This is a genomic window from Geobacter pickeringii (assembly GCF_000817955.1).
Classification (GTDB): domain Bacteria; phylum Desulfobacterota; class Desulfuromonadia; order Geobacterales; family Geobacteraceae; genus Geobacter; species Geobacter pickeringii.
Genome location: NZ_CP009788.1, coordinates 2063019 through 2077290 on the forward strand (window position 1 = coordinate 2063019; position 14272 = coordinate 2077290).

At 60.2% G+C, this 14272-nt stretch carries 9 protein-coding genes; all 9 read right to left on the reverse strand.

The features are described from left to right. Positions 1-58: 58 nt before the first annotated feature. On the reverse strand, positions 59-3196 hold the full coding sequence (locus tag GPICK_RS09290) for an efflux RND transporter permease subunit (RefSeq protein WP_039742516.1): 3138 nt from the start codon (positions 3194-3196) through the stop codon (positions 59-61). 41 nt (positions 3197-3237) lie between these two features. Then, positions 3238-4644 carry an efflux RND transporter periplasmic adaptor subunit gene (locus GPICK_RS09295; protein WP_039742517.1) on the reverse strand — a complete coding sequence of 469 codons (1407 nt, stop codon included), beginning with the start codon at positions 4642-4644 and terminating at the stop codon, positions 3238-3240. A gap of 73 nt (positions 4645-4717) precedes the next feature. Then, the gene (locus tag GPICK_RS09300; RefSeq protein ID WP_039742519.1) at positions 4718-5998 is read right to left on the reverse strand and encodes a TolC family protein; all 1281 of its coding nucleotides are present in this window, start codon (positions 5996-5998) and stop codon (positions 4718-4720) included. Positions 5999-6366: 368 nt separating this feature from the next. Then, positions 6367-7692 (reverse strand): acetyl-CoA hydrolase/transferase family protein, encoded by a 1326-nt coding sequence (locus tag GPICK_RS09305; RefSeq protein ID WP_039742521.1) that lies wholly within the window; start codon positions 7690-7692, stop codon positions 6367-6369. Between the two features lie 527 nt (positions 7693-8219). Beyond that, entirely contained in the window at positions 8220-10022 is a 1803-nt protein-coding gene (locus GPICK_RS09310) for a sigma-54 interaction domain-containing protein (protein WP_039742523.1), read from the reverse strand. A gap of 114 nt (positions 10023-10136) precedes the next feature. Further along, positions 10137-10994: an amidohydrolase family protein gene (locus tag GPICK_RS09315; protein ID WP_039742525.1), complete on the reverse strand. Its 858-nt coding sequence runs from the start codon at positions 10992-10994 to the stop codon at positions 10137-10139. Positions 10995-11097: 103 nt separating this feature from the next. Continuing rightward, positions 11098-12297 carry a thiolase family protein gene (locus tag GPICK_RS09320; protein WP_039742527.1) on the reverse strand — a complete coding sequence of 400 codons (1200 nt, stop codon included), beginning with the start codon at positions 12295-12297 and terminating at the stop codon, positions 11098-11100. Positions 12298-12339: 42 nt separating this feature from the next. Continuing rightward, positions 12340-13083 carry a 3-oxoacyl-[acyl-carrier-protein] reductase gene (fabG, locus tag GPICK_RS09325; RefSeq protein ID WP_039742529.1) on the reverse strand — a complete coding sequence of 248 codons (744 nt, stop codon included), beginning with the start codon at positions 13081-13083 and terminating at the stop codon, positions 12340-12342. A 347-nt stretch (positions 13084-13430) separates the two neighbouring features. Beyond that, positions 13431-14210 (reverse strand): IclR family transcriptional regulator, encoded by a 780-nt coding sequence (locus GPICK_RS09330; RefSeq protein WP_039742531.1) that lies wholly within the window; start codon positions 14208-14210, stop codon positions 13431-13433. Between the last annotated feature and the right edge of the window lie 62 nt (positions 14211-14272).

Below are 14272 nucleotides of genomic sequence, written 5' to 3' on the forward strand. Positions count from 1 at the left end.
GTTCTTTCTCCTTTGTCTTTTGTGGTGAAGGGACGCCATGTGATGCGCCCACAGTGTGTCAGTGTTTCATTCCCGAATACTTAAGTTTCCCCTTCTTCAGGTCACGTTTCTTCATCAGCACGAAGATGACCGGGGTCATGATGAGGACGTGGATGGCCGAGGAGATCATCCCGCCGATCATGGGGGCCGCGATCGGCTTCATGACGTCGGCGCCGGTGCCGCTGGACCACATGATCGGGACGAGGCCGAGGAGGGCCACCGCCACGGTCATGAGCTTGGGGCGCAGCCGCAGCACCGCCCCCTCGAAGGTGGCGTCGTAGATGTCCTGCTCGGTGCACGGCCCGTTGATCAGCTTCTTGTCCAGGGCTTCGTGGAGGTAGATGACCATCACCACCCCGGTCTCCACGGCGATGCCGTAGAGGGCGATGAAACCGACCCAGACCGCCACCGACATGTTGTAGCCGAGGGCCTTCACCAGGTAGACGCCACCCACCAGGGCGAAGGGGACCGAGAGCATGACCATGCTCGCCTCCAGGGCCGAGTGGAAGGTGAAGTAGAGGAGGATGAAGATGATCAGCATCCCCGCCGGCACCAGGATCTGGAGGCGCTGTTTGGCCCGGACCTGGTTCTCCCACTGTCCCGACCAGGCCACGTAGTAGCCCGGTGGAAGCTTGAGGTTCTTTTCGAGGACCGTCTTCGCCTCCCCCACGAAGCCCCCCATGTCGCGCCCCCGCACGTTGAGGAAGACGATGGAGCGGAGCAGCCCCCCTTCGCTGTTGATCTCCGGCGCGCCGGTGGAGACCTTCAGCTTCGTCACCAGCGAGAGCGGCACCTGGGCGCCGTTCATGCCCCCCACGAGGATCCGCTGGATGGCCGGGATGCTGTCCCGGTAGTCGCGCATGTAGCGGATCCGGATCGGGAAGCGGTTGCGCCCCTCCACCGAGGTGGAGAGCATCTCCCCTCCCAGGGCGGTTTCGATGACGTCCTGGATGTCACCGACCTTGACCCCGTAGCGGGCCGCGGCCTCCCGGTCGACGTCGATGTCGATGTAGTTGCCGCCGGTAACCCGCTCGGCCACTACGTCGGCCGCGCCAGGAACGGTCTTCAGGATTCCTTCGGCCTGGACCGCCAGGTCTTTCAGGACGTTCAGGTCGTTGCCGAAGATCTTTACCCCCAGATCGGTCCGCACCCCGGTGGAGAGCATGTTGATCCGGTTGATGATCGGCTGGGTCCAGCCGTTTCTGACGCCGATCTGCTGGAGCTTGGCGTCCAGCTCGGAGACGATGTCGGCCTTGGTGACCCCGGGTCGCCACTTATCCTTCGGCTTCAGGATGATGATCGACTCGAACATGGAGACCGGCGCCGGGTCGGTGGAGGTCTCCGCCCGTCCCACCTTGCCGAGGACGTGCTCCACCTCGGGCTGGCTCTTGATGATGGCGTCCTGCACCTGGATCAGCCGTTTCGCCTCGGTGATGGAGACGTTGGGGAGGGTCACCGGCATGTAGAGGAGCGACCCCTCGTCCAGCGGCGGCATGAACTCGGAGCCGAGCGACATGAACATGGGCACGGCAATGGCCAGGGCCACGAGGTTAAGGGCGATGGTGGTCTTCTTCCACTTCAGCACCCACCGGATCACCGGCGAGTAGAGCCGGATGAAGAACATGGATACCGGGTTGGCGCTCTCCGGCGGCATCTTCCCCCGCATGAAGAAGTACATGAGGACCGGCACCAGCGTAATGGCGATGAAGGCCGACCCCACCATGGAGAAGGTCTTGGTGAAGGCGAGGGGGTGGAACATCTTCCCTTCCTGCCCCTCTAGGAGGAAGACCGGCACGAAGGAGAGGACGATGATGGCGAGGGAGAAGAAGATGGCGCGCCCCACCTGCTTGGCGCTGGCGATGATCACCTCCAGCCGCTTCTCCTTCCGCTCCTCCGGCGGCAGTTCGGAGAGGTGCCGGTAGCAGTTCTCCACCATGATGACCCCGGCGTCCACCAGCACGCCGATGGCGATGGCGATCCCCCCCAGGGACATGATGTTGGAGGTGACCCCCATGAGCTTCATGGTGATGAACGAAATCAGCACCGCGATGGGAAGGGTCAGCACGATCACCAGGGAGCTCTGGAAGTGGAGGAGGAAGGCGAGGATGACCAGGGAGACCACCACCGATTCTTCCAGCAGTGAGTGTTTCAGGGTGTCGATGGCCCGCGCGATCAGGTCGGAGCGGTCGTAGGAGACCATGATCTTCACGCCGGGGGGAAGCCCCTTCTCCAGGGAGGTGATCTTCTCCTTCACCCGGTCGATGACATCCTTGGCGTTCTCGCCGTAGCGCATGACCACGATGCCCCCCACCGCCTCCCCCTGGCCGTTCATGTCGAGGAGTCCGCGGCGGATGGCGCCCCCAAGCTGCACGGTGCCGAGGTTTTTCACATAGACCGGGGTGCCGCGCATGTCGGCACCCACCACGATATCCTCCAGGTCCTTGGGAGACTTGATGTACCCCTTGCCCCGGATCAGGTACTCGGCGTCGGCCTGCTCCAGGAGTCTCCCTCCCACGTCGTTGTTGGAGCGCTTCACCGCCTCCATCACCTGATCGACCTTGATGTTATAGGCAAAGAGCCGGTTGGGGTCCAGGTCGATCTGGTACTCGCGGACAAACCCGCCGATGGAGGCCACCTCGGCCACGCCGGGAACGGTGTTCAGCTGGTAGCGGACGAACCAGTCCTGCAGGGTCCGGAGCTGCTCCAGGTCATACCCTTTCCCCTCCAGGGTGTACCAGAAGACGTGGCCGACGCCGGTGCCGTCGGGGCCCAGGGTCGGTACCACCCCCGACGGCAGGAGCGAGGCGGCGTAGTTGAGGCGCTCCAGCACCCGGGTCCGGGCCCAGTAGATATCGGCCTTGTCCTCGAAGATGACGTAGATCATGGAGAAGCCGAAGGCGCTCGATGCCCGGACGGCGCGCACCTGCGGCAGCCCCTGGAGGTTCACCGCCAGGGGATAGGTCACCTGGTCCTCCACCACCTGGGGGGAACGGCCGGGATATTCGGTGAAGACGATCACCTGGTTGTCGGAGAGGTCCGGGATGGCGTCCACCGGCGTCTTGTAGACCGCCCAGACCCCCGCGGCGACAATCAGGGCGAAGATCATCATGATGATGATGCGATTTCTCGCGGAATAGTCGATGATTTTTTCGATCATGGAGATAAATCCTCAGTACTGAGATGCAATGCAGATATCATTTACATTTTCATGTCATCCATGCTCATCCCGCCGTTTTTCTTCGGAGCTGCGGGGGCTCCTCCATGCCCTTCGTGTCCCCCCTGCGCCGGAGCAGCCCCTTTTTCTTCCGGCTTCATCCCCGGCATCCCTTCATGCCCGGCATGGCCGCCGCCGGTCCCCTTGAGTTGTGCTTCGGAATCGATCAGGTACGCGCCGCTCGCCGCCACCTTCTCGCCCGGCTTCACCCCGGAGAGGACCTGGAGCATATCCCCTACCCGGGCGCCGACCTTCACCTCCCGGGGCTCGAACATCCCCGGCTTCATCTCCACCCAGGCCACCTGCCGCGTCCCGGTATCCATCACCGCCGCCACCGGAACGGTGACGGCGCTGCCGAGCGGCACCTTGACCGAGGCGTTCACAAACATGTCCGGCTTGAGCTTCAGGCCGGGGTTGGGAAGCTCGACCCGCACCTTGACCGTCCGGGTCTTGGGGTCGAGGAACGGGTAGACGAACGACACCCGGCCGGAGAAGGTCTTGCCGGGCCACGACTGGGAGATGATCTCCACCCGCTGGCCGAGCTTGATGAAGGAGAACTCGTTCTCGTAGACCTCCACCTCCACCCAGACGGTGGAGAGGTCGGCGATGTTGAAGAGGGGGTCCCCCGTGTTCACGTACTGCCCTTCCACGGCGACCTTTTCGATCACCACGCCGGAGAGGGGGGTGTAAATCGGCAGCCGGATGTTGGGCTGGCCGGCCTTCTCCAGACCGGCGATCTGGTGTTCCTTGACCCCCATGAGGAGGAGCCGCTGCCGGGCCGACGCCACCAGCCCCTCCCCCCCCTGGGAGATGGAGGCGATGGGGGAATCCTTGAGCCGGTCGCGGCTGCGGAGCGCCAGGAGGTATTCCTGCTGGGCCGAGACGAGATCGGGGGAATAGACCTCGGCCACCGGTCTCCCCTTGGAGACGTAGGCGCCGACGGTATTCACGTAGAGCTTGTCGATGCGCCCCGCCACCCACGCGGTGACCTTCGCCTGGCGGGACTGGTCGTACTGCACGATGCCGACGGCATTCACCTCCTTGGTGAGGGGGATCGTCTTCGCCTCCACGGTGGCGACGTTGGCCATCACCTGCTGGGTGGGGGAGAGGGAGACGTGGCCGAGCATCTCGAGCTCTTTGGCATTGGCTTGGGCCCCCTCCACCTTCTTGATGAGCTCCATGCCGCAGATGGGGCAGGTGCCGGGCTTGTCCTTGATGATGAAGGGATGCATGGCGCAGGTGTAGAGAACCTGCCCCTGGGCGGTCTTTTCTCCCTGTTTCCCCCCCTTTGCGGCCCCATCCTTCTGGTGCTGCCACAGGTAGTACCCGCCGCCCGCCGCGGCCAGGAGAATGACTGCCACCGGAACTGCAACCTTCGCGCTCAATTTCATGATCGTACCTCTCGGATTATGGGAAATGTTCAAGACATACCTGGTTGGCGATACGGGTGCCGCCGGATATCCCCTACTGCTGCAGATCCTTGCCCACCAGGGCCTCGAGCTGGGCGAGGCGCATCTGGTACTCGGTTAGGGACTCGTAATAGTCGCGCTCCAGGTTGAAGAGGGTCAGCCGGTTGTCAAGCAGCGTGAGGAAGTCGACCTTGTTCACCCGATAGCCGATGGTGGCCGACTCCAGCGACTGCTCCGCCTGGGGGATGATCCCGCTCTTGTAGAGTTTGGCGAGCTTCTCCCGCTGCTCCAGTTGAGCCAGGTTGTCGGCAATTCCAAAGTTGATGCTGTTCTGCAGCGTGTTCAGTTCCGCCGTCGCCATGGCGATCTCGGCCGAGGAGTCCCGCACCATGGCATGGCGCCGTTCCCGCTGGATCGGGAGATTGAAGGTGAGCCCCACGCTGTACATATCGTACCCGACTTCCATTTCACTGGTGGGGTCCCGCTGCATGTACTCAAGAGAGAGATTCACGTCGGGGTAGAACTCCTTCTCCGCCAAGCGGTGCCCCGCCTCCCCCTTCTCGATCTGGGCGTGCAGGCTCTTGAACATCGGCCGGTTCTCCCCCGCCATGGCCCGGAGCTGCTCGGGAGACCAGGCGAACGGCTTCAGTTCGAAGTCGGCGACCGGTCCCACCGGCGTCTCGGCAGGACGGAAGAGCAGCGTGTTCAGGGTCGCCTGGAGGCTCTTGCGCCGCTGCTCCAGGGTGATCTGCATGCTGAACATCTTCGAGCGCTCCGCCTGGGCCTTGAAGACATCCTGCTGGGCCCCCTGCCCCACCGAGTATTTCGTCTCGGCCAGGGCGATGAAGTCGTCCATGATCCGGATGTTCTTCCCGACGATCTCCCGCTCCTTGTCGGTCATGAAGAGCTGGTAGTACGTCTCCTTCACCATCCGGGCCAGCTCCAGCTTCCGCTCCTCCACCTGCCACCTGAGGGACTCGGCCTCCTTGGCTGCCACCTCGGCCTTCAGGTCACGCTTTCCCCAGAACGGGAGCTGCTGCGAGATGCCGATCACCCGCTGGCTCATGGGATCGCGCCGCGAGTTGAAGGGATCGCGCACCAGAAAGTTCTGCATCTTGAGCATGAGCATCGGGTCATCGAGGGCGCCCGCCTGGGCCACGCGGTTGCGGAACATCTCCCAGCGGGCTTGGGACGCCTTCAGCTCGGGGTTGTTGGCGAGGGCGGTCTCGACGAGTTTCGGCAGATCTTCGGACGGTTTCGTCTCCCCGGCCGGCGCCCGGTACGGAACAGCCAGCGCGACGAGAAGCATGAGACCGGCGGTGAATCGTGATTTCATGGGTTCTCCTGGGAACATGGATTCGAGTTCATGGCAATACACGACCCGTGCCAGATGATTATTGTACTGATTTTATTGAATATTTTACGTGATCGGCGATACTGAGAGCGTTTAAGGCGTGGAATATTCCACAGGCGTTTCATGATATTCCGCAACGGGCAGCACGAGCGGCACATCTCTTCCCTATCGGATGGGCAGTGCACAATCTTTAAAGCTTAAGCGCTATCATGAAAAAATCCAGTCGTCCACTTCCTGCTGAAGATTCAAAAAAAAAACACCGTACGCAAGGGAAAAATCGTTCCAATGCGTACGGTGCAGATCCCAGTCCCAGGGGGGTACCGGGTCTTTTCCTTTGTTCTGCCAGTGTTCTAGATGCGGTTCATTCTCCGGGCTGCCTCCATGAGCTCGCCCCGGAAGTCGGGATGAGCCACATTGATCAGATTCATGGCTCGCTGCTTGGCGGTCTGGCCCCGGAGCTTGGCAACCCCGAACTCGGTCACCACGTGATCCACGTCGTTCTTGCTGGTGGTGACCGAAGAAGCCGGCGTCAGGCTCGGCACGATGCACGAAAGCGTTCCGTTCTTCGCGGTTGCCGACGTGCAGATGAAGGCCTTGCCGCCGCGGGACCTGTTGGCGCCCCGGGCAAAGTCGGCCTGCCCGCCGGTGCCGCTCCACTGCAGGTGCCCGAAGGATTCAGAGCAGCACTGCCCCAGGAGATCCACCTGAATGGTGGCGTTAATGGCGACCATGTTGTCGATCTGGCCAATGACGTACGGGTCATTAACGTAGTCCACCGGATGCATCTCGATCGTCGGGTTCTCGTTCATGAACCCGAATACTTTCTGCGTTCCCAGGGCAAAGGTCCCGACGGTCTTGCCGCGGTGGATGGTCTTGCGGGAGTTGTTTACCGCGCCGGCGAGCATCAGATCGACGATGCCGTTGGAAATCAGCTCGGTATGAATTCCGAGGTCCTTCTTCTTGAGCAGTGCCTGGCAGACCGCGTTGGGAATGCCGCCCCACCCCATCTGGACTGTTGATCCGTCATCGATCATTTCCGCAATGTAGCCGCCGATGGCCTCTTCTACCGGTGATATGGGGGGGATATCAAGCTCCTTGAGCGGCTCGTCGCACTCGATGATATGGGTAACTTCCGAGATGTGGATATGACAGTTGCCGTGGGTGCGGGGGCACTGGGGGTTCACCTGCACCACCACCTTCCCGCCGGTCTGTACCGCTTTCCTCACCGCTTCCATGGTGTAGCCCACGGAGAGGCTGCAGGTGAAGTAGCCATACTCATCCATGGGGGAAACGACGGTTCCCGCCATGTCGACGGGCCAGTAAGCGCTCAGCAGTTTGGGGACCTCACTGAAGTGGTTCGGTACGAAGTCGGCCCACCCCTTCTGGACCGCTTCACGGGAGACGTGGCTGGTGAACCAGGCGTTTACCTTGATGTGCGGAACCGAATCCTCGGTGAAATAATCGGGACAGAGGTGATGCTGCTGGTTGACGACCACCCCTTCCAGCCCCCGCTTGCGCGCCGCCAACGCTCTGACGAAGAGGGTCGGTTCGCCTACGCCGAGAGGAAAGCAGAGGTGGTCACCGGACCTGACGATTGATGCCGCTTCTGCCGCTGTGCAGAGTTTCTGCTGGTACTCCTGCTGGAAATTCTGTTTGGTAAGTGTGACAACGTTCACGGCTGATACCTCCCTTGTGGATAGTTTTGTATGACAACCACATACACATCCTTGGACAGTTACCTTTCAGGGGTTACGCTGACGCTTCAGCCGTCATTGTTACAAACTACATAGCAAGCCTGATACCAAACGCTGTTATTTTAAAATCAAAACTACTAATCCGGCATCTCCCTGAAAATCCATGACTTTTACCAACCAGGCACCATAACCGCTGAAACTTGCGGCAGTTACAAGTCAACTCGTGTTGTCACCCCCAAAACGGTACATAATTGCAACAAACCGATACATCGTTACCTATCAAATAGTTGTGCTTAATTGACAGGCACTCATCCATTTGTCAACTTTTGTTTACTTTTCCCTGGTTTATTATTTGTTGCGACGAACTGATGCGGGCGGGCATGGAAATAGTTGCAGCCTCTTATCTGCAGAACAAAAACCATATTGCAAAACAGTGTTTACTACAGGATGGAGGAACCGGAAGGTTGGTGGTGGTGGGGGACTTTCTGGCCTGGGTCGGCGCGATCTGTTCAGACTTCGTCGCCGGCCTCGCCGGCATACTTGTGCAGTTTCTTGTAGAGCCCCTGCCGGGAGATCCCCAACAGCTGGGCGGCCTGGACCTTGTTTCCGTGGCTGAACCCAATGGCCTCGTGAATAAGCAGTTTCTCAAAGTCATCGACAATCTGGCCGATGTCCTTTTTGCCGAGGTTGGCGCGGATGAACTCCTCGGCTCCCCGTGCAGTAACGTCGGAGGACTCCATTCCTTCACGGGGAAAGAGGCGACAAAGCTGTTCGGGGAGATGCTCCCTCCTGATCAGCGGTCCGATGATCACGTTGAACGCGCTTTCTATCACATTACGAAGCTCACGGATGTTCCCGGGCCAGTCATAGCGTCTTACCACATCCCATGCCTCGTCATCGAGCCCCTGCACGTCAAGTCCGAATTCGGCATTGAACTTGCCGATAAAACTGCTGACGAGGAATGGGATATCTTCCATCCGCTCGCGAAGCGGCGGTATGGCGAGGGTCACCACGTTGAGCCGATAGTAGAGATCTTCCCTGAATCTTCCTTCCTTGACCTGCTGCTCCAGGTTGCTGTTGGTGGCCGCCACCACCCGGACATCAACACTCCGCGAGTTTGAGCACCCCAGCGGCGTCAGCTCCCTCTCCTGCAGCAGCCGCAGCATCTTGGCCTGCATGTAGAGGGGCATGTCACCGATCTCGTCAAGGAAGATGGTGCCGGTATGGGCCTGCTCGAACCTTCCGAGCTGCCCCCCCCTCTTGGCGCCGGTGAAGGCCCCCTCCACATAACCGAACAGCTCCGACTCCAGAAGGTGCTCAGGAATGGCGGCGCAGTTCATGCTGACGAAGGGGGCATAACGCCGGGTGCTGGCGGAGTGGATGGCATGGGCGAAAAGCTCCTTGCCGGTGCCGCTCTCCCCGCGCAGGAGGATGTTGGAGGTCTTGAGGGCGACTCTCAGCAGGATCTCCTTCAACTCCACTATCTTTCTGCTCTGGCCGACGATACTGTTGATGTCGTACTTGAAATGGATCTCGGTGCCCGGAACGTTTCGATGCTGTTTCCGCGGGCCCGCCGCGGCCTGGAGGCGGTTGGCAATGAGGGTGATCTCCCGTATGTCGCTGAAGAGGATCTTTCCAACGCAGCCGATGACCCTCCCCTCCTTGAGGAGGGGAAAGATGCTGGCGTAGACCTGTTTGCCGTTCAGGTAATGGGGGATGCCGATCTCCGGCTTGCCGGTTTCCATGACCATTGGCATGCGCGAGGGCTGGGAATTGTTGGAATAGGCCTCGTGGACATGCTTGCCGATCATCGCCTGGGGGGTCGTATCGAAGAGCCTGGCGAACGACTGGTTGACCAGGACCACGATCCCCTTGCGGTCGACGACGATAATGCCGTCGTGGTCGAAATTCAGGAAGGAATTGGTCGAACGGAGAATTTCACCCAGCTCGTCGCTGGAGCCGGTAACATCTTCGGGGAGCACTCGCAGGAGTGACAGCACCCCTCCGGCAAGCCGGTCATCTTCGAGAATCGGCACGTAATCGCAGACCATGCGCCGTGCGTTCACCCGTATGAGCTGATTGCTGAAACCGATACCGCTTCGCATGAGGTTGCCGAGATTCGCCAGATCGAAGAGCTCGCCGACCCTCCTGCCCAGGAGGTTGTCCGGAACAATGCCGATCATCCGTGAAGCGGTCCCGTCGAGGGAAACGATGCCGAGGTCTGCGTCCAAACGGAGAATCCCCGCGCTGCCGGGATCCCCTTGTTTGTCTTCGTTCGCCCCCCCCATTGCACAATCATCGGCACATTTCATATGAACCTTCTCTCTGGCACGCAGCACGGGCTGATGTGTATTTTTTCAGTATATGCAGGAGGTTAAGTTTTTGTCAATTATTCAAACGCTTTTCTATAATTGCGAATACTGCAATTATACACCCTCCAGTGCGCGACCGAGAAATCTCACAGGGTTGTCGCAGAAAACCTGTGCCTCGATTTCTTCCGGCAATCCCAGCTCCTTCACCATGCTGATGTAGTCGAGAACCATTCCGGCCTGGTAGAGAAAGGCATCGGAGCCGAAGCAGACCCGGTCGGGATAGTGCATGATGAAGTCGCGGTAACTTGCGGGATTGTTCCGTATGTGAGGCAGGAGGTTGGCAACGTCGGTAAAGACATTGGGATAGCGGTCGAGAAACGCACAGAAAGCCTTGCGTCCGATGCCCAGGTGGGGGAAATTGACCCGTACCCGCGGGAAATCGTCCAGCAGAGCCTTCATCGTGTCGCCGTACCGCCGGGCGTCCATGTGATAGAGAAGCGGCAGGTCATGCTCCTCGGCGTAGGCGAACAACTCCCATTCCCGGCGGCGATACTGTTCGAGGCTGATGCCGAGGGTCTCGGGGACGTTGCCGACACCGAGGTCGTTTTCGTTGTCGGGAAGATATATCCCCTTGATCCCCCGGAATCCCTGCCGGACAAAGCCATCGAGGGTTGTTGCCACATCGCCCCGGATATAGCGCGTATCCACAAGCGGCAGCAGCATCTCTCCAGACCGGGCGGCCAGCGCCAGCAGGTCATCCGCTTCGTTGAAACAGGGGTCACCCTGGTTGTCGACATAATCGGGAACCAGGTTCCAGATGATATCCCGGTCCTGATCCGTGGTCACCATCCCGGCCACTGTCAGCCGGGCGACACCTTCCCGGCGCAACAGCGCCAGATCCCGGGCAACCACCTCCCCGTGCTGCTGCCCGACAAAGCAATGCAGATGAACATCGATGATCTCCGGCACCATGATCCTCCCCCCCTACCAGAGCTTTGTGCGAAGCGACCCGGATATCCGGCTCCCAAAAAGCAAAAGAGGTGACATGCTCTCCATGTCACCTCTCTTCTTTCGCCTATACGCGTTCGAAGATCGTCGCGATTCCCTGTCCGACCCCGATACAGAGGGAGACAAGCCCGTAGCGGGAGCCCCGGCGCTTCATCTCGTGGATCAGCGTCGCAGTGATGCGGGCGCCGGTGGAGCCGAGGGGGTGGCCGATGGCGATGGAACCGCCGTTGACGTTCACCTTGGCCGGGTCGATCCCCAGTTCGCGGATGCAGGGGATGGACTGGGCGGCAAAGGCCTCGTTCAGCTCGAAGAGGTCGATATCCTCGATCTTCAGGCCGGCCCGCCGCAACACCTTCTGGACTGCCGGGATGGGACCGAGCCCCATGTACGAAGGATCACAACCGGCCACCGCGCTGGCGACAACCCTCACCAGCGGCTTGTAACCGAGCTTCTTGGCGGTTTCGGCCTCCATCAGGAGGAGCGCTGCCGCGCCGTCGTTGATGCCGCTGGAGTTGCCGGCGGTGACGGTGCCCTCCTTTCTGAAGGCTGCCGGCAACTTGGCCAGCTGCTCCATGGTGACGTCGTTGCCCCGGGGGAATTCATCCCTGGAGACGATGATGGGGTCACCCTTCTTCTGGGGAATGACGACGGGAACGATCTCGTCATTGAACTTCCCGGCAGCGTCGGCGGCAGCCCATTTCCGCTGGGTTTCAAGGGCAAACTCGTCCTGCTCCTGACGTGTGAGGCCGTAGCGCACCGCCACGTTCTCGGCGGTTTCGCCCATTCCTTCCTTGGCATACGGTTCGGTCATCTTGGGGTTGGTGAACCGCCAGCCAATGACCGTGTCAAACACCTTGATGTCGCGGGAGAACGCCGAATCGGCCTTGGCCATGACAAAGGGGGCGCGGGTCATGGATTCGGTGCCGCCGGCGATGAACACATCCCCCTCGCCCACCTTGATCGCCTGGGCAGCACTGTTGATGGCGTTCAGGCCCGAGGCGCAGAGACGGTTGATGGTCTGCCCCGCAACCGAATAGGGGAGACCGGCCAGGAGCGCCGCCATCCGGCCCACGTTCCGGTTGTCCTCGCCCGCCTGGTTGGTGCAGCCGAGCACCACGTCCTCAACCAGGTTCGGGTCGAGGTTGTTACGCTTCACCAGTTCGGAAATGCAGTGGGCTGCCAGGTCGTCCGAGCGGACATTTTTCAGGGCGCCGTTGAATTTTCCCACCGGCGTCCGTACAGCATCGACGATTACTGCTTCACGCATTGGAACCTCCATTGCTTATTGATATTCTGTTGAGGCCTCGGATCAGATGTACTGGCCGCCATCCACCTTGATGCACTCGCCGGTGATGTGGCGGGACTTCTCGGAGCAGAGGAAGGTGACCAGCCAGGCAACCTCTTCCGGCTTCCCCATGCGGCCGAGGACGATATCGGCCAGGGACTTCTGCTTCACATCCTCCGGCAGGGCCGCCATCATTTCGGTCTCGATCAGGCCGGGAGCGATGGCGTTGCAGTTGACGTTGGATTTGGCCAGTTCGCGGGCAAGGGCCTTGGTCAGGCCGATGATGCCGGCCTTGGCGGCGGAGTAGTTGGTCTGGCCGAACTTGCCGCGCATACCGTTGATGGAGGTGACGTTGACGATCTTGCCGCTCCCCTGCTCCTTCATCAGCGGGGCAACGGCGCGGCAGTAGTTGAAATACCCCTTCAGGTTGATGGCGAGACACTCGTCCCACTGCTCCTCGGTCATCTTCCAGATGACGGCGTCACGGTTGACGCCGGCGTTGTTCACCAGGATGTCCACACTGCCGAACTCGGCCGCCACCTTCTCCACCATCGCCTGGGCATCCTTGAAGCTGGCCACGTCGGCCTGGACCGCTACGGCCCTCTGCCCCATCTTATGGATTTCGGCACAGATGGCGTTGGCCTCTTCGCTGTGCTTCCGGTAGTTGATGGCGACGTTGGCACCATTTTTCGCCAGGTCCAGCGCGATGGCGCTGCCGATACCGAGACTGGCTCCGGTAACAATTGCATTCTTTCCTTTGAGCTCCATGTACTCCTCCTTTTGACTCTGCGGGTTGGGTTGTTATTCGACGATAGTGCTATCTGGCCGGGTGCACAAATTTTCAATATTATAGTAAATAAGTACTTCAATACCTATTTAATGTCAACAAGAATTTACGCCTCTTTTCTTGCCCCCTCTCAATTATCGAAATCAGACACTTCCGACTTCCGGAACAGTGCTGCGCAGGGAATAACTGTTTGGTTTTACTGATTCAAGGTTTAACCGGGGATATTGAAGGGGCGATTGTCCGGAGGACGAACTGCCTGCGTACCGATACGGTGACACCCGCCAGACTTTGTGTCCCTGGCACGAGCGACTCTCCCGCGAATCCGGCTTCAAAAATAGCCGAGCTGGCTGGAAATTTCCTCCGCTCCCCTTTTCGCAAGCGGAATAAGTATCTCGTTAAGCCGGTCGCCGCTGAACCGGGTGATCGGCCCCGGAAGAACAACCGCCCCGACGACATTGGAGCTGTAATCTCGAACAGGAACCCCGACGCAGGAGACTCCCGCTTCCATCTCTTCCTGATTGACGGCATACCCCTGGCGCTTCACCTGCTGGAGATGCACCCGAAAGCGTGCAGGGGAGGTAATCGTATGGGGGGTGCTCCGCTCAAGCCGGTGGTCTGACAGAAACTTTTCCACCCTTTCTTCAGGAAGGTGCGCCAGCTGTGCCTTTCCGGCGGCTGTGCAGTGGGCAGGAAGCCAGATGCCGATGGGGGGTACTACCCGTACCGGCTGGCTGCACTCCACCGCATCGAGGCAGACAATGGAAAATTCCCTCAATACCGCCAGGCAGACCGTTTCGTTGCATTCCCTGACCATGGCCTCCATGGTCGGTCTCGCCCTGCTGACGAGCCTCATCTGCCGGGCAACCATCCGGCTGAGGTGAAAGGCCTTGAGGCCGAGCCGGTAGCTGCCGGTGGCGGTGTTATGCTCAATGAATCTCCTGGATTCCAGGGTGGCCAGGAGCCGGAACACGTTGTTCTTGGGAAGGTTGAGGCGCCTTCCCAGCTCGCTCAGGCTCAGTTCGCCGGCATCGCCCCGGAACTGCTCCAGGAGCTCAAAGGCGTGGTCCACCGATTTGATCAACGGCACCGTTTTGTTTTTTGTCTTCATGGTTCGTGTTCCATGGCCGCTGTCTGATACGGAACTGCCAAACCAAGGAAACTCCCCCGGCA